This window comes from Belliella pelovolcani, assembly GCF_900156785.1.
Classification (GTDB): Bacteria; Bacteroidota; Bacteroidia; order Cytophagales; family Cyclobacteriaceae; genus Belliella; species Belliella pelovolcani.
Window position 1 is genome coordinate 375,991 of the sequence record NZ_FTOP01000001.1, and the last position, 26,451, is coordinate 402,441.

General features: G+C 39.2%; 24 protein-coding genes. 12 read left to right on the forward strand and 12 right to left on the reverse strand.

Annotated elements, in window-relative coordinates; genetic code table 11:
* Window position 1: 1 nt before the first annotated feature.
* From BW935_RS01755 to BW935_RS01775, 5 genes are all read right to left on the reverse strand, one after another.
* Entirely contained in the window at window positions 2-1,075 is a 1,074-nt protein-coding gene (locus tag BW935_RS01755) for a fatty acid desaturase family protein (protein ID WP_076497954.1), read from the reverse strand.
* 137 nt (window positions 1,076-1,212) lie between these two features.
* Window positions 1,213-1,677: a pyrophosphohydrolase domain-containing protein gene (locus BW935_RS01760; RefSeq protein WP_076498159.1), complete on the reverse strand. Its 465-nt coding sequence runs from the start codon at window positions 1,675-1,677 to the stop codon at window positions 1,213-1,215.
* 183 nt (window positions 1,678-1,860) lie between these two features.
* Window positions 1,861-2,637, reverse strand: a complete 777-nt coding sequence (locus BW935_RS01765; RefSeq protein WP_076498161.1) for a hypothetical protein — start codon at window positions 2,635-2,637, stop codon at window positions 1,861-1,863.
* 268 nt (window positions 2,638-2,905) lie between these two features.
* Window positions 2,906-3,805 (reverse strand): DUF4382 domain-containing protein, encoded by a 900-nt coding sequence (locus BW935_RS01770; RefSeq protein ID WP_076497956.1) that lies wholly within the window; start codon window positions 3,803-3,805, stop codon window positions 2,906-2,908.
* Between the two features lie 145 nt (window positions 3,806-3,950).
* Window positions 3,951-4,718: a superoxide dismutase gene (locus BW935_RS01775; RefSeq protein WP_076497958.1), complete on the reverse strand. Its 768-nt coding sequence runs from the start codon at window positions 4,716-4,718 to the stop codon at window positions 3,951-3,953.
* Between the two features lie 306 nt (window positions 4,719-5,024).
* Here BW935_RS01775 and dapF point away from each other — a divergent pair, with 306 nt between their 5' ends.
* The 5 genes from dapF to BW935_RS01800 all read left to right on the forward strand — a co-directional run bounded on the left by dapF (window position 5,025) and on the right by BW935_RS01800 (window position 11,956).
* Entirely contained in the window at window positions 5,025-5,801 is a 777-nt protein-coding gene (dapF, locus tag BW935_RS01780) for a diaminopimelate epimerase (protein WP_076497960.1), read from the forward strand.
* A gap of 121 nt (window positions 5,802-5,922) precedes the next feature.
* Complete coding sequence (gene secA, locus BW935_RS01785) at window positions 5,923-9,300, forward strand: preprotein translocase subunit SecA (protein ID WP_076497962.1); 3,378 nt, start codon at window positions 5,923-5,925, stop codon at window positions 9,298-9,300.
* Between the two features lie 11 nt (window positions 9,301-9,311).
* Entirely contained in the window at window positions 9,312-9,860 is a 549-nt protein-coding gene (locus BW935_RS01790; RefSeq protein ID WP_076497964.1) for a hypothetical protein, read from the forward strand.
* Window positions 9,841-11,028, forward strand: coding sequence for a M20 metallopeptidase family protein (locus BW935_RS01795; protein WP_076497966.1), 1,188 nt, complete (start codon window positions 9,841-9,843; stop codon window positions 11,026-11,028). The genes BW935_RS01790 and BW935_RS01795 overlap by 20 nt, the downstream gene beginning before the upstream one ends.
* Before the next feature lie 151 nt (window positions 11,029-11,179).
* Complete coding sequence (locus BW935_RS01800; protein WP_076497968.1) at window positions 11,180-11,956, forward strand: S1/P1 nuclease; 777 nt, start codon at window positions 11,180-11,182, stop codon at window positions 11,954-11,956.
* Window positions 11,957-12,048: 92 nt separating this feature from the next.
* Here BW935_RS01800 and BW935_RS01805 read toward each other — a convergent pair whose 3' ends face one another.
* From BW935_RS01805 to BW935_RS01820, 4 genes are read right to left on the reverse strand one after another with little or no spacing between them, the layout of a single operon-like run.
* Window positions 12,049-13,644, reverse strand: coding sequence for a hypothetical protein (locus BW935_RS01805; protein ID WP_076497970.1), 1,596 nt, complete (start codon window positions 13,642-13,644; stop codon window positions 12,049-12,051).
* Between the two features lie 12 nt (window positions 13,645-13,656).
* A complete protein-coding gene (locus BW935_RS01810) occupies window positions 13,657-14,817 on the reverse strand; it encodes a DUF4249 domain-containing protein (protein ID WP_076497972.1) in 1,161 nt (386 codons plus the stop codon).
* Window positions 14,817-17,558, reverse strand: coding sequence for a TonB-dependent receptor (locus BW935_RS01815; protein ID WP_076497974.1), 2,742 nt, complete (start codon window positions 17,556-17,558; stop codon window positions 14,817-14,819). Before BW935_RS01815 ends, BW935_RS01810 begins: the two co-directional genes overlap by 1 nt.
* A complete protein-coding gene (locus BW935_RS01820) occupies window positions 17,551-18,270 on the reverse strand; it encodes a hypothetical protein (RefSeq protein ID WP_076497977.1) in 720 nt (239 codons plus the stop codon). Before BW935_RS01820 ends, BW935_RS01815 begins: the two co-directional genes overlap by 8 nt.
* Window positions 18,271-18,504: 234 nt before the next feature.
* On the opposite strand from BW935_RS01820, the gene recG reads away from it, so the two are divergent.
* From recG to BW935_RS01835, 3 genes are all read left to right on the forward strand, one after another.
* Window positions 18,505-20,598, forward strand: coding sequence for an ATP-dependent DNA helicase RecG (recG, locus tag BW935_RS01825; RefSeq protein WP_076497979.1), 2,094 nt, complete (start codon window positions 18,505-18,507; stop codon window positions 20,596-20,598).
* Between the two features lie 227 nt (window positions 20,599-20,825).
* On the forward strand, window positions 20,826-21,065 hold the full coding sequence (locus BW935_RS01830; RefSeq protein ID WP_076497982.1) for a hypothetical protein: 240 nt from the start codon (window positions 20,826-20,828) through the stop codon (window positions 21,063-21,065).
* Window positions 21,062-21,460 carry a type II toxin-antitoxin system VapC family toxin gene (locus BW935_RS01835; RefSeq protein WP_076497984.1) on the forward strand — a complete coding sequence of 133 codons (399 nt, stop codon included), beginning with the start codon at window positions 21,062-21,064 and terminating at the stop codon, window positions 21,458-21,460. Before BW935_RS01830 ends, BW935_RS01835 begins: the two co-directional genes overlap by 4 nt.
* 172 nt (window positions 21,461-21,632) lie before the next feature.
* Here the strand turns inward: BW935_RS01835 and BW935_RS01840 are convergent, their stop codons facing one another.
* On the reverse strand, window positions 21,633-22,610 hold the full coding sequence (locus BW935_RS01840; protein WP_076497986.1) for a BF3164 family lipoprotein: 978 nt from the start codon (window positions 22,608-22,610) through the stop codon (window positions 21,633-21,635).
* 22 nt (window positions 22,611-22,632) lie between these two features.
* Window positions 22,633-23,880, reverse strand: coding sequence for a hypothetical protein (locus tag BW935_RS01845; protein ID WP_217695339.1), 1,248 nt, complete (start codon window positions 23,878-23,880; stop codon window positions 22,633-22,635).
* A 202-nt stretch (window positions 23,881-24,082) separates the two neighbouring features.
* On the opposite strand from BW935_RS01845, the gene BW935_RS01850 reads away from it, so the two are divergent.
* From BW935_RS01850 to BW935_RS01860, 4 genes are read left to right on the forward strand one after another with little or no spacing between them, the layout of a single operon-like run.
* The gene (locus BW935_RS01850; protein ID WP_076497990.1) at window positions 24,083-24,334 is read left to right on the forward strand and encodes a type II toxin-antitoxin system ParD family antitoxin; all 252 of its coding nucleotides are present in this window, start codon (window positions 24,083-24,085) and stop codon (window positions 24,332-24,334) included.
* On the forward strand, window positions 24,327-24,491 hold the full coding sequence (locus BW935_RS18745) for a type II toxin-antitoxin system RelE/ParE family toxin (RefSeq protein WP_262484345.1): 165 nt from the start codon (window positions 24,327-24,329) through the stop codon (window positions 24,489-24,491). The genes BW935_RS01850 and BW935_RS18745 overlap by 8 nt, the downstream gene beginning before the upstream one ends.
* A gap of 31 nt (window positions 24,492-24,522) precedes the next feature.
* Entirely contained in the window at window positions 24,523-24,627 is a 105-nt protein-coding gene (locus BW935_RS18750) for a hypothetical protein (protein WP_262484347.1), read from the forward strand.
* Between the two features lie 5 nt (window positions 24,628-24,632).
* Window positions 24,633-25,220 (forward strand): pseudouridine synthase, encoded by a 588-nt coding sequence (locus BW935_RS01860; RefSeq protein ID WP_076497992.1) that lies wholly within the window; start codon window positions 24,633-24,635, stop codon window positions 25,218-25,220.
* Here the strand turns inward: BW935_RS01860 and BW935_RS01865 are convergent.
* The gene (locus tag BW935_RS01865; RefSeq protein WP_076497994.1) at window positions 25,217-26,440 is read right to left on the reverse strand and encodes a hypothetical protein; all 1,224 of its coding nucleotides are present in this window, start codon (window positions 26,438-26,440) and stop codon (window positions 25,217-25,219) included. The genes BW935_RS01860 and BW935_RS01865 overlap by 4 nt on opposite strands.
* Window positions 26,441-26,451: the final 11 nt, after the last annotated feature.

A 26,451-nucleotide genomic window follows, 5' to 3' on the forward strand; every position in this document is an offset into this window, starting at 1 on the left:
CTTATTGGGCAGCTCTTTTTAAGAATTTGTAATGTGAATGCAAGGCCATAGACAAAGTCTCGTGCTCATGATATGGTAGACCGTGTTCTAGTGCTGTAGTCCTGACGATTTCAGACATGGCAGGATAGTGAATATGGCAGATTTTTGGAAAAAGGTGATGCTCTACTTGGAAGTTAAGCCCTCCACAGAAGAATGCCGCCATTTTACTTTTCCTAGCAAAGTTAGAAGTAGTTCTCATCTGATGCTCAGCCCAAGACTCTTCAATATTTTCAGACTCTTTGGGGTGAGGAATAGTGGTCTCCTCTACCAAATGTGCGAGTTGGAACACCAAGCCCAAGACCAAACCCATGGTAAAGTTCATCGCCAAATAACCAATCAAAAACTGCCACCAATTGATATCCATCACCACCAAAGGCAAGACGATATACATGCCATAGTAAAGCAATTTGTAAAAGAATAGATTGAAATATTCGCGCTTTGGATGGTCATTGGTATGACTACCAATCTTTTCCTGGAAGAACTTCACATAATCTTTTCTAAAGAACCAGGAAATTGAAGCAAGCGCGTAAAGAAAAAACGCATAAATATGCTGAAAGCGATGAATGAATTTCTTTTTCTCATCTTTAGATATTCTGATCAATCCCGGAGCAACATCCAAATCCCCGTCATGCCCCATGATATTGGTATAAGTATGATGAACTTTATTGTGGGTGATTTTCCAAATATAGACATTGGCCCCGATCAGGTTGAAAATATAGCCCAGCGCATCATTCACCCACTTCTTGTTAGAATAAGAGCCATGTAATGCATCATGACAGATATTGAAGCCTATAAATGACATGGTCGCACCCAATCCTATAGCTAGCAGTAAGCTCCCCCAAAGAGGAAATACCTCTAGTAGTATCAAAATATAAAAACTGACAAATAGCAATAAATAGAAAACAGTCTTAAAGACCATTGCACTATTAGCCGTTTTTGAAATTTGATTGTTTTGAAAATAGGCTTCTACTCTTGATTTAACTGTAGGGTAAAACGCTGACTTTTGGGTATCGACAAACTTAAGGGATTGATTCATGAAATATGGAGGATAATCGGAAATTTAATTGGGTAATCTAAGTCAACGTATGCTTTAATAATGATTCAAAACCAATTTAAGTTCAATTGAAGATTGTCATAACTCAAATAATGGGGACTGCTCGTTACAAAGCACATCTAAATCAATATGCTTTTTAGATCCGCTGGAGAATAATTCACAGACTTGAGTGTTTTTCGGTCTCCTGCCCTGAAGACCAGGTACATTTCACCTTCTTTTTCATAAAAACAATCTACTCCCTGATTTTGATAATGCGCCACAGTGGCCTCTGCTTCTGCCAGGTCTTTACAAGCTTTGCTCATATTGGAGCGCTGTACTTCATCAAAGAGGTCTTTGAACTTCTCTGCCAATCCAAACTCTAGAATAGCTCCAGATAAAACATATTGTATATCACAAAGTGCGTCAGCAATCTCTACAATATTCTGATCTGCGATAGCTTCTTCCAACTCCTTGAGCTCCTCGGCAATTAAAGACACTCTAAGCTCGCACCTTTTTGCGTCGGGGATTTTTGGCTGGGAAAGAATGGGGTGCTTGAATGTCTGATGAAAAGCGGCTACTGAGGTAAGTGATTTGGGGTCTTGCATAGGTTTGATTCTATTTGTAATGCTAATTTTTGGACATTGATCAGTCATTTGAATGTCCATTGAATAAAGAAACAAAACTTTATGCATATCAGGAAATGAAATATTCAAATCAGCAAGAAAAATCCCCCAAGGAACTTCCAAGGGGGATAAGATTATTGAATAAAAAAATCGGTGAGATAGTGGTTATTTTCTTTTGAGCATTACAGCGGTCTCAAGGTTACTTTCAATTCTAGTCAAAATAGCTGCATTACCATCAGCACTGTTTGGGCCGATGTCGATTCTACCATCACCATTAGCATCTACAGCAGTATTGAAATCAATCCCTGCAAATAATTTATCCATATCAAAAGATAAAATCATCTCAGTATCACCATCCACTTCTACTCCAGCAGCATTTTGAGACCTTGCTTTGATCATCTTCTCAGTAGTCAACCAAATGGTAGAAACTTTACCATTGATCTCCCCTGCTATCCAAAGGGATTTTTCGTACATAGGATCATTGGAACTACCGTCTGTTTTCTTAAATAATCTAAAATTCACCTCAGTGTAATTACCTTGAGGGCTTCTTCCCTCCGCGATAGTTGACACCCTAACGTCTCCATTGTTTACCAAAATTACATTTCTCGACTTGGAGGCTTCATTGTGAAATGAGGTGTTCACATTGGTTCTCAGAGAAATATTACCAATGCTGATACCTGCCAAAAGATCTGCTTTAGCTGCGTAGCGCATTTCTACATCTTTTGTCCCTACTGCAAATTGACTAGTTGCAAAACCATTCACGATAACTCTATCGTTCATCCTTGCATTGGAAGAACCACTGCTCTCTGTAGTTGCACTCAGCGCAACATTGCTTTGTGGTTCGTCCATGTTGGCATCATCATCTTGAGAACAAGAAAAAGTTAGGAATCCAAGAGCCATAATGAATGCCAGTTTTTGAATGTGTTTGATTGAATTTTTCATTTTCATAAATAGTTGGTTTACGATAATGAATTACGCAATGCCTGTGCCAACGGATCGGGTAAAAAATGACAAAATATTTGTATCCGAAACAATTTATGGTCTTAAAAACCAGAAATTGGATTTAAGTAAAAAAACGTTACTTAAATTCTATTTATAACAGTTCGTTTATATTTTTAGTCGTTTCATATATTTCATCCATCCTGTCCAATATAAATAAAAAAAGCCTCAGAGAGATCTGAGGCTTTTTAATCATTCAAGGTAGTAGTAATTAAAGTTCAATATTTGCTATTGTAACTTGCCTGCTATCAACAGTCACATCGGTTACAGTTTGAACTACAGTTGGTACGCCTTCAGCATCAATTTCAGCTACTATTAAGTCATAAGACTTAGGTGCCAAGAAGGCAAGTATATAATCTCCGTTATCTTCCGCACGAGTACTAGAGATGGCATTTGGAAATCTTACTTCTTCGCCTTCTGGATCATCACTTTCAGATTCATCAAATGACCCCGCTTCATATGCATATACTACATAAGCGCTTTCAGCATTTCTGTTTGAAATATTTCCTCTGATATCACCAGCTTCATTATTGACAATCACTCTGATCGTAGGTTTCAAAAGATACATTCCCGTTACTCCAGCTTTTGTAACTGATTTCCTTAGATCAAAATCAGCTGTAATTTCAACAGTTCCATTAACAGGAACGGTAAATTCACCAACCGCCTTATATCCAGTCTGCTCTCCACTTGGCACAAACAATGGCACTTGCGTTCCATCTTCAAAAGTAATGTAACAACCTGGATTAGAAGCGGTGCTTCCTCTAGTAGCAGCATCTAGCTTGAATCTCACGCCAGTGTATCTTCCAGCGCCTGCTGTAAAATCACCAAGAAGCTCAGTTCTACCATTTTGCAATTCCAACAAATTAATGGTTACTGGCCCTTCGAATTCCTCAGCAGTTTGCCAAGATCCTCCTTCTTTTTGGTATTCGATTCCCAAGAAGGTAATATATACGCCTGTCACACCTTCTTCATCTATAGGAGCATCAGTAATGTTCATTTTAATCTGCCCCTCCCCGTTGATGTCTTCATCATTTGAGCATGAGAATAGCCCAAAACTGATCACCGAGATAAACACGACAATCATTCCGAATAATTGGTTCTTTGTTTTCATGGTAATTATTTTTTGTTTTCTATTCAAAGTAACACCATGATAATGAAGTGGGCATGAAGGTGAAATGAAGACAAAATGAAATTCAAAAAAAAACGCAAAGTAAATTCACCTTACTTTGCGTTTGAAGAAATTAATCTAATATCTCTTATTTTAAAGCATCGTAGCGCTCCGCCACGGCATCCCAATTGACCAAATTCCACCAGTTGCCGATGTAACCTGCTCTATCACTGGTATACTTCAAATAGTAAGCGTGCTCCCATACATCTATCCCCATCAATGGGATGCCTTGGAAATCTGATACATCCATCAATGGATTATCTTGATTGGGTGTTGAGCCTACCGCTAGTTTTTTATCTGCATCTAAAACCAACCAAGCCCAGCCGGAGCCAAATCGGGTTTTTCCTGCATTCTCAAATTGTGTTGCGAAATCTGCAAAACTTCCAAAGGACGCATTGATAGCATCTGAAAGATCTCCAGTTGGCTCACCACCACCGTTTGGTGACATGATCTTCCAAAAAAGCTCGTGGTTATAATGTCCCCCACCATTATTCCGCATTTTGGTAGAATATTTAGAAATATTCATCAATACTTCCTCTAGAGGAGCACTCACATCTACACCCTCTTCAGCGGCTGCCTCTCCAAGATTTTTTGCATAAGCTGCTGCATGCTTTGTATAATGAATCTCCATGGTCATGGCATCAATATGTGGCTCTAGTGCAGTATAATCATAAGGCAATGGCGTCTGTTCAAATCCAGTTCGTAAAATCACTCCGCCCTCTTCTGTAGATCCCCCACCACAGGCCGTCAAGAAAGCAGAGCCTATCATAGATGACCCTATGCCAATTGCAAGCGTGGCCTTTGAAGTTCTTGAAATAAAATACCTCCTGGATACTTTAAAATTTGAGTTTTTCATTTTTTTAGGGTTTTATCCTTTGGTTTTGTTTGTTCAAAATTGTACAATCGATTAGTGTTTTAGATATACCTTCTTGAAGTATTCTTTGGTTTTGATATACATTGATATATCAATAGCCTCCTAAATTTCTCAAAATCCATAACACATCATTTTATCTAAATGCCTAAGTTAAAGATTTCATGGCGATAATAAAACCATAAATCGGACAATAAGTCTGATTTTATGACAAGATGTTTATGTTTGCAAAACCAAAAATCAATGGTTTGGTTTTTGAAATAATGTTTTCTTGAAACAGGTACCTTACAAATGGAATTTTCTTTTTACAAATATCAAGGCACGGGCAATGACTTCATCATGATTGATGACAGAGTTGAGAATTTCCCTGAGCAAGACCTTCAACTTGTACAAAATCTTTGCGACCGAAAGTTCGGAATCGGAGCAGATGGATTGATTTTGATCAGAAATAAAGAAGGATTTGATTTCGAAATGATTTATTTCAATGCAGACGGATCTCAAAGCATGTGTGGAAATGGCGCACGATGTGCAGTAGCATTTTCTAAGTTTTTGGGAATCATCTCTGACCAAACCCGCTTTATGGCCATCGACGGCCCACATACCGCCAATATCGCAGATGAATTAATAAGCCTAGAAATGAGTCCTGTCAATAGCTTATCAAACGCTGGGCAAGATTATTTCGTGAATACAGGATCACCACATCATGTGAGATTTGTAGAAGATGTAATCACATACCCAGTCGTAGAAGCGGGAAAAGCCATACGCTACAGTGAAGCCTATCAGCCTAAGGGCACCAATGTGAACTTCATCACACCAATCAGCGAAAATGAGATCCATGTTCGCACTTACGAAAGAGGTGTGGAAAACGAGACCCTCTCTTGTGGTACAGGCGTGACAGCATGTGCCTTAGTCTATGGGTACCAAAACGAGCTGAACGAAGTAAAAATAAAAACTCCAGGAGGAAATCTCAGCGTCAATTTCACTTCAGCAGCAGACGGAAGTTTTCAAAACATCATCCTAACAGGCCCAGCCCAGCAGGTCTATCAAGGCAAGTGGAAATCCAAATAGCTTAATGATTCTTTAAGTAACCACAGGCGACTGGGAAAAATGAATCCCTGATCAATGCAATACTAATTTCCTATTGTAATAAAAACGAAGTAATTTTATAGCCCAATTATAGAAACCGAATATGTTAGAAATTATAGCCAAAGGACTGGCAAAAGTTTTTGGAACGAAGTCAGATAGAGATATAAAAGAATTGACCCCTAAGGTCGCCTTGATCAATCAAGAATACAGCAAGCTTCAAAGCCTAAGTGATGAAGAACTTAGAGCCAAAACGGCAGAGATCAAAAATACTATCAATAGCGATTTGAAATCGTTTGATGATAAAATTGCTGATTTTAGAGCACAGATTGAAGCACTTGCACCAGAAAAAGTCCACGAAAAGGATGCCCTCTACAATGAAATAGACAAAACCGAAAAAGACAGAGATGAAGCTTTGGAGGTGGTCTTGGAAAAAGTCATGCCATTGGCCTTTGCAGTAGTAAAGGAAACAGCCAGGAGGTTCAAAGAAGTAGGTAGCCTTAAAGTCAAAGCCAATACCTATGACAGGGAGCTTGCTGCTAAGAAATCTAATGTGGAGATCACAGGTGATGAAGCCATTTGGCACAACAAATGGATGGCTGCAGGCACCGAGGTCGTTTGGGACATGGTTCACTACGATGTACAACTCATCGGTGGTATGGTGCTTCACAAAGGAAAGATTGCCGAAATGGCTACAGGTGAGGGGAAAACCCTCGTTTCCACTTTACCAGCCTATTTGAATGCCTTAGCAGGTAGGGGTGTACACCTTGTTACTGTCAATGATTATCTTGCCAAACGAGATTCCGAATGGAATGCTCCACTTTTTGAATTCCATGGATTGACAGTAGATTGTATTGATAAATATCAGCCCAACTCAGAAGGAAGAAAGAAAGCCTACCAATCAGACATCGTCTATGGTACGAACAATGAATTTGGTTTCGATTATTTGAGAGACAACATGGCTCGTGATGCGGGTGATTTGGTTCAAGGCAAGCATCACTTTGCGATGATTGATGAAGTTGACTCCGTATTGATTGATGATGCGAGAACACCTTTGATTATTTCAGGTCCGGTACCAAGAGGAGATCAGCACGAGTTTATGGAGATGAAGCCGAGAGTTTCCACTTTGGTAGAAGAACAGAGAAAGTTGATCCAAGGCTATCTAGCTGACGCAAAGAAATTAATCGCTGAGAAAAATGAAAAAGATGGCGGCTTAGCACTTTTCCGTGCATTCAGAGGAATGCCAAAATACAAGCCCTTGATTAAATATCTGTCTGAGCCGGGTATCAGAGTGATTTTGCAGAAAACAGAAAACTACTATCTGCAGGACAACAAAAGAAACATGCCTGAGGCAGATGAGCCTTTATTGTTTACCATCGACGAAAAAACCAATTCTGTGGAGTTGACTGACAATGGAATCGAGGTAATCACCAAAAAAAATGAAAACCCTAACTTTTTTATCCTTCCAGATATCGGTGTAGAAATTGCCGAAATGGAGAAAAACCCGGATCTAGATGACAAGGAAAAACTCATTCGCAAGGAAGAGATCATCAAAGATTATGGTGTAAAAGCACAAAGAATTCATACAGTCAACCAGCTTTTGAAAGCTTACTGTATGTTTGAAAAAGACACAGAATATATCCTTGTAGATGGCAAGGTGAAAATTGTCGACGAGCAAACAGGTCGTGTGATGGAAGGCAGGAGATACTCTGATGGCCTCCACCAAGCAATAGAAGCCAAAGAAAATGTAAAGGTTGAAGATGCGACGCAGACCTATGCGACCATCACTTTGCAGAACTACTTCAGAATGTACCACAAACTCTCAGGTATGACTGGTACTGCTGAGACTGAGGCTGGTGAGTTTTGGGAAATCTACAAATTGGATGTGGTAGTAATCCCAACCAACAAACCTATTGTAAGACAGGATAGGGATGATAAGGTCTATAAGACTGTAAGAGAAAAATTCAATGCAGTAGCAGAAGAAATAGTAGAGTTGACCAATGCGGGGCGTCCAGTCCTAGTAGGTACTACCTCTGTAGAAATTTCTGAATTGCTCAGTAGAATGCTGACCATCAGAAAAATCAACCACCAAGTATTGAATGCCAAGCAGCACGCCAAAGAGGCAGATGTAGTAGCTGAAGCTGGAAAACCAGGTACAGTGACCATTGCCACCAACATGGCGGGTAGAGGTACAGATATCAAGCTAACCCCAGAATCAAGAGCTGCGGGTGGTTTGGCTATCATCGGTACAGAGCGCCACGAGTCTAGGAGAGTTGACCGTCAGCTGAGAGGTAGATCAGGTAGACAAGGTGATGTAGGTTCTTCACAGTTCTTTGTCTCTTTGGAAGATAACTTGATGCGATTATTTGGCTCCGAAAGAATTGCCAAATTGATGGATAGAATGGGTCTGGAAGAAGGAGAGGTGATTCAACATTCAATGATCTCCAAATCCATAGAGCGAGCACAACGCAAAGTTGAAGAGAACAACTTTGGAACTCGTAAGCGTCTCTTGGAATATGATGATGTGATGAATTCTCAGAGAGAGGTTGTCTACAAGAGAAGAAGAAATGCATTGATGGGAGAGCGCCTTGAGTTAGACATCTTGAATATCATGTATGATGTTTGTTTTGACATCGTTCAAATGGCCAAGTCTACCGAAGATGTTGAAAATATGAGAATGAACATCTACAGCTCTTTGGGCGTAGATCGTCCATTTACCTTGGATGAAATTCAATCCAAAGACACCGCAGTCTTGACCCAAGCGCTATTTGATGCGGCATATCAAAGCTATGTGGGTAAGAACAATCGAATTTTGGAACGGGCTTTGCCTATTCTCAGCGATGTCTACGCACAAAGAGGTGCTACTGTGAAAGAAATCATGGTACCAATCACCGACAGCTTGAAGCAAATAGGTGTGGTAGTCAATCTGGAGTCTACTGTCAACAATAAAGGTAGAGATCTGATCAGGGCAATTGAAAAGAATGTCACCTTAGCCATCATCGATCAAAACTGGAAAGAGCATTTGAGAGATATGGATGACTTGAAACAATCTGTACAGAATGCTGTCTATGAACAAAAAGACCCGCTTTTGATTTACAAATTTGAGGCTTTTGAGATGTTCAAGAGATTTGTAGGCAAACTGAATGAAGATGTGATCTCTTTCTTGGCCAAGGCTGAGCTTCCTACACAGGATCCAAGTCAGGTAAAAGCTGCTCAAGCTCCACGTCAACAGGAAAATGTACAAGCATCAAAAGCTGAAGTTGGTAGCAGTCTCAATCCTGGAGCCGCTAGACAAGCTGCTGCAGCCACAGCCAACCGATCAGCTGAAACACAAGTAGTCGCTCCTAGAAAAACTGATAAGGTCTATGGAAGAAATGACCGAGTGACAGCGCAGTATGCAGATGGAACTGTAAAAAAAGATGTAAAGTATAAAAGCGTGGAGCAAGATGTGACATCAGGCAAATGCGTAATCATAGAAGGATAAAAACAACAATCATGGGAAGATCAATATTAACAGGAGTCGTACTTTTATTTTTGATGGGTTCTTGTAACCTGATCAAAAAAACGAGTGGTGATGCTGAAAAATATGATTCTTACAGTGAAGATTTGGCGTTAATCAGAATTACCTTCCCTGACCTGTCAGAGCAGGCTGTCACTGAAGAGCCTAGAAAAGAAAGTACTGGAGCACTCGCTGTAGACAATGACCTCTCCTTTGCCATGGAAAGTTTTATAAGCAATAATAAGACAGAGCGATATTATTCGGGTTTTACAGTTTTGGTATATAGTGGTGTAGACAGAGACGCTGCCTTCAAAACAAGAAACGACCTCTACACATCTTTTCCAGACATCAAGGCTGACATGCAATATCAACAGCCCCGCTACTTAGTCAAAGTAGGCAAATTTATCAATAGAATAGAGGCTCAAGCCCATTACCATATGCTCAAGGAAACATTCCCAATGGCTAGAATCATTCAAGATAGGTTCCAGCGAGAAGGTTTTGTTAATCCTGACGAATTCAACAACAATGATCAAGGACAAAATTAAATCACTAGCAAGCCAGTACAAATCAGAAATAATAGCCAACAGAAGGCATCTTCATGCCAATCCAGAGTTATCTTTTCATGAACATGAAACGGCCGCATTTGTCCAAAATCAGCTCAAATCTATTGGCATTACTGAGCTGGAAACCAAGGCAGATACAGGTATTGTGGCATTGATCAAAGGAAAAAATCCAGATAAAAAAATCATCGCGCTACGTGGTGACATGGATGCTTTACCGATTTTTGAACAAAATGAAGTCTCTTACAAATCCACCAAACCTGGAGTCATGCATGCCTGTGGACATGATGTTCACACTGCTTCTTTGCTAGGTGCTGCCAAAATCCTGAATGATGTCAAAGAAGAGTTTGAAGGTACAATTAAGTTAATTTTTCAACCTGGAGAGGAATTAATTCCCGGTGGCGCCTCTTTGATGATTAAAGATAAAGCTTTAGAAAACCCCAAGCCTCAAGCCATCATAGGCCAACATGTGATGCCTTTGATACCAGTGGGAAAAGTTGGATTTCGTAAAGGCATGTATATGGCCAGTGCGGACGAGCTTTACATCACGGTAAAAGGCAAAGGTGGTCACGGTGCCATGCCAGAAACCCTAGTAGATCCAGTGCTTATTGCAGCGCATATGATCGTGGCTTTGCAACAAGTAGTGAGCAGAAATGCTTCTCCAAAAATCCCTTCGGTGCTTTCCTTCGGAAGGATTGAGGCGCTAGGTGCTACCAATATCATCCCCAATGAGGTCAAAATCCAAGGTACTTTCCGTACGCTAAATGAAGCATGGAGAGCCAAAGCCCATCAACATATGATCAGCATTGCTAAGGGAATTGCTGAAGGAATGGGAGGAGAAGTAGACTTTGAAGTAAGAAAAGGTTATCCATTTCTGAAAAATGCCGAAGAACTCACCAACCGTGCTCAAAATGCAGCTATAGAATACCTAGGCAAAGAAAATGTCGAAGACTTGGATATCTGGATGGCTGCTGAGGATTTCTCCTATTATACACAAGAAATGGACGGCTGTTTTTACAGATTAGGAACCAGAAATGAGGCTAAAGGCATCACTTCTGGCGTACATACTCCCACTTTCGATATTGATGAGGATGCGCTAGAGATAGGAGCTGGATTGATGGCATACTTGGCAGTAAAGGAGTTGGATGCTTAAAAAAACACAAGGAATATAGTTGAAATAAGCTAAGTAAAATAATCAATAAATATTTGAGTATTTCTCAAGCTTCTATTTGTTCCTAGCTTATTCTCTCGTAGCATATTTCAAATTATATCCACTGTATATCTACCATATTTCAATAAAGCACATGAAACAAATCAAATCACTTTCTCTAGCCCTTGTTTTGGTGATGGGATTGCAGACTCAAACTTTTGCTTGGGGAGCTATTGGGCATTATGTCATCGGTAAACTTGCCGAGTGGCAGATGAAGTCCACGACTGTGGAAAGAGTCGAAGAAATCTTGCAAAAAGAATCTATCTCAGGTGTGGGTGTTTGGATGGACAACATCCGTTCAGACAAAAACTACAACTACACCAATACTTGGCATTGGGTGACTACTGCCAATGGAGAATATGATAAGTCTATCCAGGAAGAAGCTGGAGACGCTTATGAAGCCTTTTTGAGAATCAAAGAAAATCTCAAGAAAGGAGGATTATCTACTCAAGAGGAGCGGGATCAACTCCGCATGCTAATTCATATTGTGGGGGATTTGCATCAGCCATTTCACGTGGGCAAGCCAGGTGATCGTGGCGGCAATGATGTGAAAGTAAGTTTCTTTAACAAAGAGACCAATATTCATGCAGTTTGGGATTCTGATCTCATCGCAAGTAAAAATATGAGTTATTCTGAGATCGCAACAGAACTTCAGAAAAGAATCAATCCAAGCCTAATAGACAAGTATACCAAGACTACACCAGCCGATTGGTTGAAAGAGGCAGTTGCTATCAGGCCAGCCATGTATGACATTCCAGAAAATGGAAGAATTGGCTATGAGTATATTTACAAGTATTACCACCATACGGAGGAGCGTTTGATAGCAGCAGGCATCAGGTTAGCGCAGGCTCTGGAAGAGATTTATGGATGATTAGACTTTTAATCACCTTTAAAAAACAAAAAGACCGACTTGAAAACTCGGTCTTTTTGTTTTTCTACATTGTACATGCACCTTGCTGAGCATTAATCCAAAACCTCAAAAACATCAGTCAAAACCCTCCAAACCTTCCCATCGAAGTGACTTTGCTTAACCTCATATTGACCAGTAAGTTTAGATGAATAAACGGAAGTATTACCTTGGTTATTCTTTGGGTTCCAATAAAGTTGATTCCTGAAATCAGGAAAATTTGCCTGCTGTTTTTCTAAAATGACTTCATTTTGAAAAGGCAAAAAACGGGGTGCAAATTTGTAATAATCAAGATACAAGGCTTCAGAAGGAAGCTCAAACCCTCCAAAATCTCCTTGCTTTGAAGTTAGACTAATGACCCCGGCATATACTTGATCATTGAAATAAAATGTACGGGTGATCAAATCTATGCTAGCAATTTCCTTAGGATCAAAAGCAGCGAAGGCATTGGCATTTACAACAGGCATATTATCGATGAGTAACAATGGGTTTTCTTGAAAAACCAACCCTGTCGGACTATTCATTACTTTGAAAAGTACTTGTCTGTTTGACTTTCTCACGTAGACTTCGGACACATATTCCTTGAGCGTCACTTCCATACTTTCAAAGCGATTATAGTCATCTAAAAAGTACGTCTTATCAGCCTTGAGTGCAGTATTGATAAACCGGTTTCCCTGTATGTCTGGTCTGAAGTAATAGTCTTCAACCTGGCCAGCCAATATCAAATCATTCAAAAAAGCTTCATCATCGCGCAATAATTTCAAAGCAGGAATTTGAAAATCCTCAGATAAGTCCAAAGAAATAAATGGAGAGATCAGCTCAAAATCCATGGCAGAGCTTTCGTCCTCTTTTTGTACCAAAAGGAAGTTCAAATCACGAAAAGCGGCTAACTCAAAAAATAACTCTCCCTGAGCATTACTTTCTGCAATGTTGAAATAATTTTGACGCCCATGCGCTGAGAGGTAATAAGCCTGCTTTGTGTTTTCATTTCTAATCTTTGCATGAATGATATGACCATAGGGTTCGGGAATAATATTTTTTGGCTCCCATGTAGACTTATAAATCCTATTATTTAGCCTGCCTTGATATTTTTCTTCTAAAAATGGATTCTTCAGAGATACTGATAGTATTCCTTCTTCGGGTAGCTTCAATGCTACCACTTCGCTTTTTGAAACAGATTTTTGCCTAGTGAAACCAGCCTTCAAATCACTATCCTTGATAAACTTTTCAAAGTTAACATCTCCCGATACGGCAGGAGCAGGTTTCTCTGGATTGATTATAGTAATCAACTGGTTGTAAAGACCTTCATCGCCGGTAAAGGGGCTACTACGCGTATAAGATCTAATCAGGTAATGATCAGATATCAAAGTATGAGGTGCTTTGAGAATGGCACTACCTTTACCCTCTTCTAATGGAACAAGTAGCTGATATACTGATTGTCCATTGCGATTGATCAGCTCTACATAAGCCATGCTTGGACTGAAGTCTGAGGAAGTAGTCCTGACATCTATAGCCAGCCAAACAGGCTCTCCAGTGGAAGCTATACTTTTCGATACATGCATGTAAACAGACTCTTTCCAATTAGGTTGTTGGGCAGAGACCGTTAAACTGCTAGCTAATAATAGGATGAATATGTTTATAATCTTTTTCATTAAATTCTCAACTTAATCTTCCCAAAAATCAGGTTTTACGTTTGTACCTCTTTGCGTACAGTCAACACAGAATGCAGGCGCAGCTCTAAAAGCAATAGGAAAAGGGCCATCGCCAAATATTGGATTGACAGGCATGAAATTCCCAGACTGAAAATACTCGGCATATCTACTAGGTGGAATTGTGTCAGGTCTAGCCGAACAGTTATCATATTCAGAAATTCTCACTGGCCATGGGGCCACTTCTTCTGCAGTGATAAAAATTCTTTTGGTGGAAGGAATACCCATACTGATATAACCAATAACTGACACATTAGAATCTCCTACTTTTTTGATATTACCACCAATTAGAGAAGGTAAAGGACTAAATATCCCTCCAATATCTTCCGAATTTTTTCTCATAATCTCCCAGAAATCAAAAGCATTTCTATCAATAGCATATTGCTTCACCAAAATACTATACCTAGCGGATAGCTTCTCTGATAGATTTGGAATGAGATTGATCTCTTTATCACTTATCAAATCTCCATTAAATCTACGTGAATTTTCTATTGCAATGCGCTGGATTCTACTGTCATTCCAGCAGCGTGATACATCAGTCTCAGGAGTCACCTCTTCGATCCTTCGCGTCTCTCGGTCATATCTGTAAAATGTTCCTATTGCTGACCGAAAAATCCAATCTTCTTCATACTGCCACAAGAAGTACTGTGCCTCAGCTGTCCCTTGGGTATTGACTCTGATGCTGACTCCCGAATCCCCTTTGCTCCAAGTTACTTCGTCGAGCTCAGGTGTACTGATGGGGGTTAGTAACTCAGATTCATAGGTCTCATTATTTCGCAATCGGATATTAAGTCTATACTCCTGATTAACAGGAAGTATTTCTGAAATGGAATAAACACCAGCCTCTAACTCCTGAAAAGACCAAGCGCCAGATTCTGTGCCTATCAAACGCAACACAGCACCCGACTCTATTCTGAATTGTGCTTGATCCAGATTTCCTGTTCTACTCAGCTTAATGGTAGAAGTGCTACCATCGATAGCGATGTAACCCTCTACTACCAAAAGATTAGTATCCATGGGGTTGACCTCTGGATTAAACTCTTCTCTACAGGCCACCAACAAAAAGGTCGCTAGTAGAAACGTTATAAAAATTGGCTTGCTCCAGTGTATTTTCATCAGATTCTGAAATTGTAGGTAATAAATGGAATAGGTCTCGCAAATATGGATAATTGGTATCCTTGCAGCACGCCATTGACAGGCGTGAAGAATACGGAGTAGGGGTTTTGCCTACCTAATACATTGTACACTCCCAAAGACCAAGAGGAGTGTGCCAGTTTTCGAACTTTATGATTTCCTTCTAAATTGATAGAAAAATCCATTCTGAAATAATCGGGAATCCTGTATGCATTTCTTTCAGAGAAAAATATGCGTTCAGAGCCAGCATATTCAAACTTAGCCACAGGTAAGGTGATTGGTCTTCCTGTATTGTAATTGAAGTTCAATGAAGTACTGACACGCTTGCTAAGCTCGTAATTCCCCATCACTGTCACGTTGTGTGGTTGATCAAAATTATTGGGGTACCAGTCTCCATTGTTTATTTTTTCAGCTTGCTCGTCAGCTGCAGTTCTGAGTAATGACCTTGCATAGAAATAACTGATCCAACCATTTAGCTTCCCACTATTTTTTCTCAGCATCAACTCCATCCCGTAGGACCTTCCTTCTGTCCTTAGAATCTCCTGTTCGACTTGATCATTGAGCAAAAGCGTCGCTCCAGACCTATAGTCGAGTAGATTTTTCATATTCCTATGATAGACTTCTGCCGAAAATTCATAAGTATCTCTCTTGAAATTTTTATAATAACCTAAAGAAAGCTGATCCCCCCATTGAGGAGCTATGTTATTATCTGATAGCTTCCAAGTATCTGTGGGTGCTATCGCGGCATTATTTGTCAACAAATGAATAAATTGTCTATTGGTATTGTAGCCAAACTTGATGGAAGCAGTATTGTCCAGTAAATATCTTGCTCCTAGCCTAAATTCTGGTCCCTGATAACTTTGAATTACCTCGCCTGATGCAAAACGCTCCTCTCTCAAAAAAGTATTTTCCGAAGGAGATTCACCTGCTTGATAAAATCTCGCGGTACTTGGACCAAGATAATTATACAAGGCATACCTCAATCCTAAGCTAAGGTTTAATTTGTCATTGATCTCTATATCGTCAGACACATAAATCGCAGATTCCAACGCTCGCTCAGGATTAACCTTCCTAGCCAATATCCCTGACTCATTCCCAAATGGATCTAGTTGACCTGCATTGAGGTTGTATTCTTGTGAGCTGAGTCCATAGGTGAATTTATGTCTGAATCCCACCTCTTGCTTGAAGTTAAGTCGAACAAACTTCTGTCTAATTCTATATCCAAGATTATATGCCGTGCTAGGTGTATCCCTTCCCTCAATACCAAAATTATACTCGTCTTGCCCAACAACCAGCTCAGACTCTAATCTTTCATTGATAAAATAAGTCCAAGAACCATTATAATTCAAATTCTCATAGCCAAACAAAGTATCTGCATCAAATTGAAAACTATCCTTGCTTGCATATACATTGAGTCTCAGCGCATGCTTATTGGTCAGTTGGTGAGCAAGGTTGAAGTTAAAATCATAGAAATTGGCTCTGCCATTACTGAAAGATGTATTCTCCTCTAGCAAATTGAGCAACCAATCTGAATAAGTCGAGCGGAGTCCTGATGCCAAAGTTGTCTTCTTCCCAATTGGTCCATCTACACTTAGTCTTCCTGTAAGCAGACCAATTCCTCCATTTACTTTAATTTTTTCAGCATTTCCATAACTGCCATTGACATCCAATACCGAGGAAAGTCTGCCTCCATATTGGGCAGGAACTCCTGCCTTGTACAATTCTACACCATTCACTAAGTCTGCATTGAAAGCAGAGAATAAACCAAACAAGTGAGAAGGATTATAAACTGTTGCATGGTTATAAAGAATCAAGTTTTGGTCAGCAGCACCACCACGGACATTGAAGCCTACACTAGCCTCCCCAACAGTCTGTACTCCTGGAAGCGAGAGCACACCACGAATGACGTCTACTTCTCCAAGTGCAGCTGGTATTTTTTTGATAGAGGACATGTCCAGCTTCTGCACACCCATTTCAGTTCTACCTATGTTATTATTCTTTTCAGCTAAAAGCAGGAATTCATCCATGCTGATGATATTTTCTTCTATCATCAAGTCCAACTGTCCATCTGCATTTAGCTGAACTTGTCTTTGCTCTACAAAACCACCTAAATTTTGAACAAAGAGTGTATGTCTTCCAATTGGTAAAGTGATATTAAAATTACCATTTGAATCAGTCACGGTACTGATGGTTTTGCTTTGTTCATAAATCACTGCTCCTGGCACTGGGTTTCCAGTGTCATAGCCCACTACTTTCCCTTTGAGGGTAGCAGTACCAGTATTACTTTTTGCATCGCCGATGACATAGAGTTTATTCTTGGAGAAAGTCCTATCCCCATCACTAAGCCCAGCAGCTGTACCTTGTTGGGAATTTTCTAGAAAAAAAGTAGGGCTTAGCCTCAGGGTCAAATTTCTCCCTTTTGTGATAAAGACCCTATCACGTTCATCAATTGAGTATTTGAAATCTGTCTTTTCAAAAATCGCAAACAAGACGTCTCGAAGGTTACTATTTTCCAATGAAAGATTGACTCTAATGTCAGTAAGCTCCTCGGCGTCAAAATAAAATTGATAAGGCGTACTAGCCGATACAGTCTCGGCAAACTCCGTAAAACTTTTGCCTACAAATATCCCAGAGATCGTCCGCCCAGTATTGGAACTTTGTTGCGCTACTGAGGCCGATGATAAGCCTGTTAATAGGGCTAAGAAGAAAAATATCCTATTCATTTCGAAGTGTTTTTTGGTAGGCTTGTACAATAGCGGTTTGATAAGCCCTACGATCTAGTCTGTATTTTAAGCCTTTTTCTTTAATGACCTCTCTAGCCAACTTTTTCTCCATTCCAAGAATTCGAATCGCACTTTGTTTTGTTTTTAGGGGGTTTAGTTCTCCTCCATGAAAAAGCAATAAGCTTTCAGATTGGTCAAACCTGGTGTTTCGCTCTAGCTCCTTAATTTCCCTTTGAAGGGATTTTTGGTGATAAGCATATAGACCATCCTCCACAATTTCCTCCAAAAATATATCAGCATAGTCTCCTGCTACAACCTTGGTACTTCCTTTGACAAATTTGACATCTCCGAAATCACTGTGGATTATAAATTCACTTATTCTGTTTGATTGGAGAATGACCTTTTTGGCATGAATGGGATTCAGTGCTATCAAGTTCTGACTGACCAAATCATAGAGCAATGGAATGTCTTTGTAGACTATACCATTAAACACAATATCAGCATAGTTATAGGCCGTACTTTGAAAGAAAGCGTGACCAATATAAGCACTGGGATATTCTACATATTCTCCACCATTGAACACCTCAGGAGTCATGGAGATTTTTTCTCTGTAAAGTGCTTCAGGACCTATTTCCTGCCCCTGATTAGTAGCAATGAACGCAATAAAAAAAGCTAAGCTAAACAAGGGTTTAAGAAGAACAATATTTTTCATGTGCTGGTAATGAAATAATTTCCTTGCAAGCTACAAAGATTCTCCTTGTCAATTAATTTCAAAATCTTAAATAGTCTTTGAATTTTACAATTGGTGAAAAATGGCTCTGAAAATCTGAAAAAAGGGAATAATCGGCTTTGATTTATGATGAATATTGGAGCATTTTCAAAATAGACTTAGCATTTTCACATCCTATGGTTTAATTTGTACTTTTTAAACCTAAAGTGATTAGCATTGTCTGGATTCTTTGATACCAAAATCGAATACTTGAAGGGAATGGGGCCACAAAAAGCGGCCTTATTTAATAAAGAGCTCAATATTTTCACTTTTGGTGAGCTGATTCAGCATTACCCTTTTCGCTACGAAGACCGAACCAAATTTTTTAAAATCAAGGACCTCCATGAAGACCTTGAGCATGTACAAGTCATCGCTAGAATTCGAAGTGTAGAGACCATAGGAGAAGGACGAAGAAAAAGACTTATTGCCCATATCTTTGATGATACGGGTGAGATGGAACTCACTTGGTTCAAAGGTATCCAATGGGTGATCAAAAAGCTCGTGCCTGGTGCAGCATTTGTGTTCTTTGGCAAGCCTGCAAAATATGGAAGAAAATTTAGCATAGCTCATCCAGAGATGGACGTACTCACTGCTGCACAGGAGGAGCGCAGTTTCTTTCAACCTGTCTATCCTACTACTGAAAAACTTAGGGCCAAATTCTTAGACTCTAAGGGAATCTCGAGAATCATGGAAGGTCTGATAGCTACTGCCTATCCGCAGATTCAAGAAACCCTGCCTACTGGAGTGCTTCAGCGTTTTAATTTGATCCCAAAGCGGGATGCACTCAGACAAATCCATTTCCCGGAAAATCCAGAAATCCTCAAAAGAGCGAGGTATAGGTTGAAGTTTGAGGAGTTCTTCTACGTTCAGCTAAGGTTACTCAAACTTAAGCTGACACGTACCGAAAAGTCTCAGGGACAGATTCTGAATCAAACAGAATTGGTCACAAAGTTTTATAAGGAGCATTTACCATTTGAATTGACAGAAGCTCAGAAAAGGGTAATTAGGGAGTCTTTTGCTGATATGAAATCTGGTAAGCAAATGAACCGTCTCATTCAAGGCGATGTGGGGAGTGGCAAAACCATGGTCGCTTTTATTTGTATACTGATCGCAATCAGCTCTGGTGCACAAGCCTGCTTGATGGCCCCTACAGAGATACTGGCCAATCAACATTATGAAGGGCTGAGGGAATATGCGGATATGATGGGTCTAAATATCGCCTTGCTGACAGGTTCGACCAAAAAGTCAGTCCGCAAAGTGATCCATGAAATGCTACTTTCTGGAAATCTACACATCATCATTGGAACCCATGCCTTGTTAGAAGATATCGTTCAATTTAAGAATCTTGGCTTGGCGATAGTAGATGAGCAGCACAGATTTGGTGTCGCGCAGCGGGCTAAATTATGGGCTAAAAATGAAAAATTCCTTCCTCATGTACTGGTCATGACAGCTACACCTATCCCTCGTACTTTGGCGATGACCTTGTATGGAGACTTGGACATCTCAGTGATTGACGAAATGCCCTTGGGTAGAAAACCCATTCAGACAGTTCACAGGTATGATAAAGATCGCTTGAAGGTTTTTGGATTTATGCGCAAGCAGATCGAATTGGGAAGACAGATATATCTCGTGTATCCATTGATCGAGGAGTCCGAAACTTTGGATCTAAAGAACCTAATGGATGGCTATGAAAGTATCTGTCGGGCATTTCCTGAATATCCGATCAGCATTGTACATGGCAATATGAAAGCTGCCGATAAAGACTTCGAGATGCAGCGCTTTGTCAAGGGAGAAACCAAAATCATGGTAGCTACTACAGTGATCGAAGTAGGCGTGAATGTGCCCAATGCTTCTGTGATGGTGGTAGAAAATGCCGAGCGATTTGGACTTTCTCAGCTACATCAGTTGAGAGGAAGGGTAGGAAGAGGTGCAGATCAGTCTTATTGTATTCTGATGAGTAAATACGAACTTTCCAAAGACAGTCGCATTCGATTGGATACCATGGTCAGGACCAATAATGGCTTCGAAATTGCCGATGTGGACTTGAAGCTCCGTGGACCGGGTGACTTGATGGGTACGCAGCAAAGTGGAGTGGCAGACTTATTAATCGCTGACTTGAGCAAAGATGCACCAATATTGACACTTGCAAGAGACGCTGCACAAGAACTCCTCCAATCCGACCCCGATCTTTCTCAACCTGAAAATGCCCTAGTTCTAAGACAAATTCGAGATCAGAAGAAACACGAGATCAATTGGAGTAGGATTAGTTAGGGAGGTTTGGCCTCAGAGGAATGCAGGTGAACAGGGGTTTAGACTACCATAGATTTTAAAAATTATTGAGATTTAGACATACCAATTAGGACTAGTGATGTGGAATTCAGTTGGAAGGTTAAAGTAAATTTTGGAATTATACAGAGAAGTTGGATGATTTATTGTAAAGTACAGTTCCTTCTAAAAGGAAAATTTTTGTAAATTTGATAGGGTGTAAATATTTAATTATGAAAGCGATTGATTTAAAGTTAGTAGATAGTTATTTCAAGTTGTTAAACGGATTAAGTCCTGATAATAAATTGGAGTTGATATCGAGGCTTTCTAAGTCTTTAAAGTCAGAGGAGAAGAAAGAAAAAGTTTCTTGGAAAAGTCTATTTGGGGCTTTGAAGCTTGATCAACCAATTGATGAATTTTTGACAGAATTGAAAGATGACAGAAAATTCATACGAAAACAAATTGACATTTGAAAAAGTATCTATTAGACACGAATATTTGCGCCTATTTTTTGAATGGGAAATTCGATCTTGAAAGTAAAATCGAAGAAATTGGGATTGAAAGATGTTTTGTTTCAGAAATCACGATCGCTGAATTAAAATACGGAGTTGCAAAAAGTACTTTTAAAGAAAAAAATAAGAAGACTCTTGAGCTTTTTCTAACAATGTTTAATATACTTCCCATTTTTCCCGCTCTTGATATTTATGCTAAGGAAAAAGCTAGATTAAAAACAAAAGGGAAAATTTTAGATGATTTTGATCTTTTGATAGGCTCAACAGCAGTGTTTAATGATTTGATTTTGGTAACAAAGAATATTAGTGATTTCGATAGACTTGAAAATATCACTATAGAGGATTGGACAGTTTAGAAACAATTAGAACTACCAAATTCAGTAATTGCAGCCTCAGCATTCACTCATAAATTACCTTTGTTAACAGGTGATAAAGAATTTGCTAAGATTTCAGAATTGGATGTTATCCTTTTTGAAATTTGAGAAATCAACAAAAAAATTCTAGAATTGGTAAATCAATTTTTCCCTTTTATTCCAATTTCAACTTATATATCGGGTTATCTTCATTCATTGGATTGAAGCCATACATAATACCATTTGCTTCGTCAATAGTGATGAAATTTAAAGGATGATCTAATGCTATGTTTTCTTTTAACTTCCCACTCCAGTCAAATACCAACAAGTTACATTGACTAGGATTTTCCAATTCAGTGACATTTTTCCCATAATAGACAGCATAGATGTTTTGATCAGTACTTGCGATGGCGGTGAAGGCAATATTTGTCTGATCTGCATCATATAGCAAGTCCCCAAAGAGTGTTTCGTGAAATTTAGTTTGCTTTCCATCAGTGATTAGAAGCTCATCATAATAATTGAAAACTGCTGCATAGCGCTCTTCGCTTGGCTTTTTGGTCAGGTAATTTGATGAAAATGTCAGCTTTCTAGTATTATCTAGACCTTGGAAATGAGCATTTTTGACTGAAAGCGAAAATGAACTTTTGGCCCCCCTGACCTCCCTAGCCATCTTGGTAAATAGGGTTTGGTATCCTCCTGGCTGAAAAATATATTCAGTCTCCGACACTGCTATTATTTCCTCCACAATATCAGATTCAGGAATCAGAAATTGTTCCTGCAATAAGCTCCCTTCTTCAAGGTCTAAGCTGAAAAGCTTGTTCCGAAACCCATCAAATACATAGACTTGCCCATCATCTCCAATTGACAAAGAAGGATAGCTTGAGAACTCATCAGGTCCTTCCCCTAGTTTACCCAAGCTATGAAGTACTTTCCAGTCCTGATCCAGGACCTTGATAAAACCATGGATCCCAAACTCATCTATGATGACCATTTTTCCATTACCAGTGGCTTTCATCTGGCTCGGGTTTCTAAGGAAGTCCTCTGATATGATGTTTTCTAAGCTTTTTTCTGTTACAATTTTTGCAATATTGCTTTCTGAGCAACTTGAAATAAAGAAATATACTATAGAAATTACTAGTTTATATCTATGCATAAAATACGACATCATTAAATTCTTACAAACCATCAACATCCAATTCAACCACATCTATAAGATACTCCTCGGCATCCATATTTCCTCTTTTAAAATAAAATCTACCTTCCTGATCTATGTAGGAAAAGTTTTTGTATTCTTTTGGTAACAAATACTCCTTCCAAACATGCGGACTTTTCTGATACAAATCGACAATTTGAAAGATGTATTCATGAACAAAATTATTGGTCAACATAATATCAGATACTCCTACTTGCTCCCCTAACTTCATCGCCTTTCTTACGGCTCTGATAAAATATTTTCTATCTGATAAATTTAAAATATTCTTAGAAATTAGGTTAAAATCATTTTGGTTATAGTACACTTCCACTTGATGATCCCTGATAAAATCTGCTTGATTCATACCAAATTGAACTCCAGTGGGTTTTTTATTCAATTTTCCATCATAAGTATAGAGTCTATACTCCTCTGAATCTTCAATAAATGAATACAAGTTGGGATCAAAAGAGAAGCTTGCGTAATAAACTCCATTATCAAAAATATAATAAGGATCCTCGTCTCCCCAGAATAAATTATTTCTATAAGAACTTTCTTGTGGATACTTGAAAAACGTTCTACTTTCTCCTGTTTTTAAATTTAGCTTTATAGCAAGGAAGGAAGTTTCATAGTGTTCCTTTTGACTAGAAGAGTATTTTTTGCTTGTTGCAGATAAAGTTATAATCGGCTGATCATCTGTGGCTTCAAAATTAATGATTTGTGTTTTGGATGCGGTGTAAAATTGCTCTTCTGTTAATCTATATACATTCCAAGAGTTCTTGATTTTCAGATCTGAATCGAGTAAAAGTAAATTCCCTAATCCCATTTCTAGTGCAAAAACAGAATCTTCATTTACCAAATATAACCCTCCTAAATATGTTAAATTCACTTCATTTATTCCCTTTTGGAATCGATTTGAACTTAAAAGTTTTCCTTGACTATCATATTTAAAAACCACAGCATTCATAATATCATAAGCATAAATCAAAGAATCATTGAACAATTCAAAATCGAATCCACTAGGTGTAAATTGTTCATTTTCAATTTTTATCGTCTTGACAATAGAAAATGGTAAGTCTTCAAATTCAGCCTTAGGTGTAGAACATCCAGCAAGCAATAAAATCATTGAACTTAGAAAATAAAAATATCTCATTGAAGTATATTGTTGATGAATAATAAAATAGTTAACGCTCCTTAATTTAATAAGTTTTTGAGCTTTACAGAATCTTTGCAAAAAGATAATGTGTTTAAAAGTAGTCCATTTTATACAAATAGTAGCTAAAAAATGAAACCCAGCTCTGAACTACGAGCAAAGATGAAATAGTCCCTGAGTTTATAGAAATGTTTCTTACTATTTAAATTTGAAAGTTGATAAATTTGAACAATGTTACCAATTTTTGGTAACTTCGAAATATTAATCATTTCAATAAATTAAAATGGGACGTAATACATCAGTTTCTTTAGGGAGTTATTTCGAAGATTTCGTTGAAAGTAAAATATCAGAAGGACGGTTTAAAAATGCAAGCGAGGTAATTAGAGCTGGTCTGCGACTTTTGGAAGAAGAAGAAGGTAAGATTAAGTTACTAAAAAATGCAATTCAAGAAGGAATAGAAAGTGGAAGAGTAAAAGATTTTGATTCTGATAATCATTTAAAACTTTTAAAGGCAAAGCTCCAAAAGAATGGGTAAATATTTTTTAACTGCTAAAGCGCTGAGTGATTTATCGGATATTTATGAATACACCTACTATTTTTGGTCAGAAAATCAGGCAGATAAATACTATCAAAATTTGATCGATTGTTTTCAAAGCTTAGCAAAAAACCCCAAGAATTGGAAGAGCGTATGACGAAATAGATCTTGGCTTGCTTGGATTTCCAATGAGGAAACATGTGATTTTTTACAAACTTTATGCTGAAGAAGAAATTGAAATAATAAGAATTCTAAGTTCAAATATGGATTTGAAAAAGCTTATCAAAGAATAAACTCTATGCCACAAAACCGCTACTTTATCATTTACAAACCTTTTGGTATACTGAGCCAATTCAGTGGTGATGCCAATACTTTGAAAGTACTTGGTGATTTTCCTTCTGATGTCTATCCAGTGGGCCGTTTGGATAAGGATAGTGAGGGCTTGCTGCTGATCACTAATGACAAATCCCTCAATCATCATTTGCTTAATCCTAGATTTGCCCATCAAAGAACATATCTAGCACAAGTAGAAGGTATTCCTACCGCAGAGGCGATCGCACAACTGGAAAATGGTGTGGATATCAATGTAGATGGGAAAATGTACCATACTAAAAAAGCCAAAGCCCAATTACTTAATGAAGCACCAACTCTCCCTCCAAGAAATCCGCCCATTCGCTATCGCAAAAATGTGCCCGACTCTTGGGTCCAACTCAGCCTGATAGAAGGCAAAAACAGACAAGTCAGGAAAATGACCGCCGCTGTGGGCTACCCCACCTTGAGGTTGGTCAGATATTCCATGGAAAATCTGAACATTGAGGGATTTGATGTAGGAGAGGTGAGAGAGTTGGACAGAAACACGATTTACAAGGCTCTGAAGCTCTCCTAAGGGCGAGGAAGGAGATCTTTTCTGATTTGTACAGTTTGGATAGTCGCGGTATCTTCGCTATCGTCAGTCCAAGCCAAAATCACATGATGCGCTTCATCTGTCATTTGTGGAAAACCACTTGACCTAGTACCTGAAATATTCCCGACTAGCAAAGGCTCAGATTTTTTCCCAGACTTATCCACAGTTCTAAGATAGATACCTCCTTCTTCCAGCCAAGACACCAAGGCCACGTTATCTTCGAGCATCAGCATATCAACCCTTCCAGTTGGTTTTCCTAGATCAATCAAGATTGCTTCTCCAAAATGATTTTGTGCCTTTTCAAAGAAGGCTGTTTTGACCGTTGATTTCCCTTTGGCTCCACTAAACCAAGTCACTGCTGACTGCCCATTCAGACTTGCTGATCGGGGTCCATTGACAGGGCATCCAGCTATCTCCCAGAAGTCATTGTAAATTGGCATTGGGCTAGACCAGTCTGTGCCTTCATAAGCAACCCAATAAATATCCCTTACCTCCTCTGCTGAGCGATCTCTATAAAAAACTACAGGCCCATCTGCTCCCATTGAGGAAGTGGTCTGACAGCAATCACATACCCGATCATCCAATTCCCACTCTACCAGTTTCGCTCCTTCAGTATTGAGCACTGCCGCACGTAGGGTCATCGCTCCACCATGATCATGATCATGATGTCCACCACCAGAAGTATGGCGCCCATCCAGCCAAGTAAAAAACATATTTTCTCCCCAAGGAAGCATCGAGACAAATCCGTGTTCGGTATGGGTACCATCATCGTGTAGAGCAAAAGGCTCAGACCAATTTTCGCCATCCAATGAAAATGTCAACATGATGTCATAAGAAAATGTGCTTGGACTACTCTTCCGAAGATAGAAAGCGACCAAAGTCCCATCTTCAAAAGCAGCCAGTTGTGGATAATCTGCCCAATTCACAAACCAGTCAGTTCCAGTTACAATTGTCCTCGGAGGGCTCCAGTTGCCATCTGAGCGTTCGGAGTACATCATTTTATTGACTTCATTCACACGCTCTATCCATGACAGGTATACAACACCAGAAGGAGCGGTAAAAAGGTAGGGCTGACCAAAAACCACACCCGGCTCCGAAAAAGTATAGAGTTCTTGTACAATTTGAGGAGAGGAAACTTCTTTCTTGTTTGGATTGCAAGATAGTAGTGAGAGAAAGATAAAGAGAAAATGAGTTTGTTTCATGGAAGTGAAGC

What these genes read in the sequence shown, in the direction of transcription:
- BW935_RS01755 (WP_076497954.1), bottom strand. Translation starts at nt 1,075, where the DNA reads ATGAATCAATCCCTTAAGTTTGTCGATACCCAAAAGTCAGCGTTTTAC.
- BW935_RS01760 (WP_076498159.1), bottom strand. Translation starts at nt 1,677, where the DNA reads ATGCAAGACCCCAAATCACTTACCTCAGTAGCCGCTTTTCATCAGACA.
- BW935_RS01765 (WP_076498161.1), bottom strand. Translation starts at nt 2,637, where the DNA reads ATGAAAAATTCAATCAAACACATTCAAAAACTGGCATTCATTATGGCT.
- BW935_RS01770 (WP_076497956.1), bottom strand. Translation starts at nt 3,805, where the DNA reads ATGAAAACAAAGAACCAATTATTCGGAATGATTGTCGTGTTTATCTCG.
- BW935_RS01775 (WP_076497958.1), bottom strand. Translation starts at nt 4,718, where the DNA reads ATGAAAAACTCAAATTTTAAAGTATCCAGGAGGTATTTTATTTCAAGA.
- dapF (WP_076497960.1), top strand. Translation starts at nt 5,025, where the DNA reads ATGGAATTTTCTTTTTACAAATATCAAGGCACGGGCAATGACTTCATC.
- secA (WP_076497962.1), top strand. Translation starts at nt 5,923, where the DNA reads ATGTTAGAAATTATAGCCAAAGGACTGGCAAAAGTTTTTGGAACGAAG.
- BW935_RS01790 (WP_076497964.1), top strand. Translation starts at nt 9,312, where the DNA reads ATGGGAAGATCAATATTAACAGGAGTCGTACTTTTATTTTTGATGGGT.
- BW935_RS01795 (WP_076497966.1), top strand. Translation starts at nt 9,841, where the DNA reads ATGATCAAGGACAAAATTAAATCACTAGCAAGCCAGTACAAATCAGAA.
- BW935_RS01800 (WP_076497968.1), top strand. Translation starts at nt 11,180, where the DNA reads ATGAAACAAATCAAATCACTTTCTCTAGCCCTTGTTTTGGTGATGGGA.
- BW935_RS01805 (WP_076497970.1), bottom strand. Translation starts at nt 13,644, where the DNA reads ATGAAAAAGATTATAAACATATTCATCCTATTATTAGCTAGCAGTTTA.
- BW935_RS01810 (WP_076497972.1), bottom strand. Translation starts at nt 14,817, where the DNA reads ATGAAAATACACTGGAGCAAGCCAATTTTTATAACGTTTCTACTAGCG.
- BW935_RS01815 (WP_076497974.1), bottom strand. Translation starts at nt 17,558, where the DNA reads ATGAATAGGATATTTTTCTTCTTAGCCCTATTAACAGGCTTATCATCG.
- BW935_RS01820 (WP_076497977.1), bottom strand. Translation starts at nt 18,270, where the DNA reads ATGAAAAATATTGTTCTTCTTAAACCCTTGTTTAGCTTAGCTTTTTTT.
- BW935_RS01830 (WP_076497982.1), top strand. Translation starts at nt 20,826, where the DNA reads ATGAAAGCGATTGATTTAAAGTTAGTAGATAGTTATTTCAAGTTGTTA.
- BW935_RS01840 (WP_076497986.1), bottom strand. Translation starts at nt 22,610, where the DNA reads ATGCATAGATATAAACTAGTAATTTCTATAGTATATTTCTTTATTTCA.
- BW935_RS01850 (WP_076497990.1), top strand. Translation starts at nt 24,083, where the DNA reads ATGGGACGTAATACATCAGTTTCTTTAGGGAGTTATTTCGAAGATTTC.
- BW935_RS18745 (WP_262484345.1), top strand. Translation starts at nt 24,327, where the DNA reads ATGGGTAAATATTTTTTAACTGCTAAAGCGCTGAGTGATTTATCGGAT.
- BW935_RS18750 (WP_262484347.1), top strand. Translation starts at nt 24,523, where the DNA reads ATGAGGAAACATGTGATTTTTTACAAACTTTATGCTGAAGAAGAAATT.
- BW935_RS01860 (WP_076497992.1), top strand. Translation starts at nt 24,633, where the DNA reads ATGCCACAAAACCGCTACTTTATCATTTACAAACCTTTTGGTATACTG.
- BW935_RS01865 (WP_076497994.1), bottom strand. Translation starts at nt 26,440, where the DNA reads ATGAAACAAACTCATTTTCTCTTTATCTTTCTCTCACTACTATCTTGC.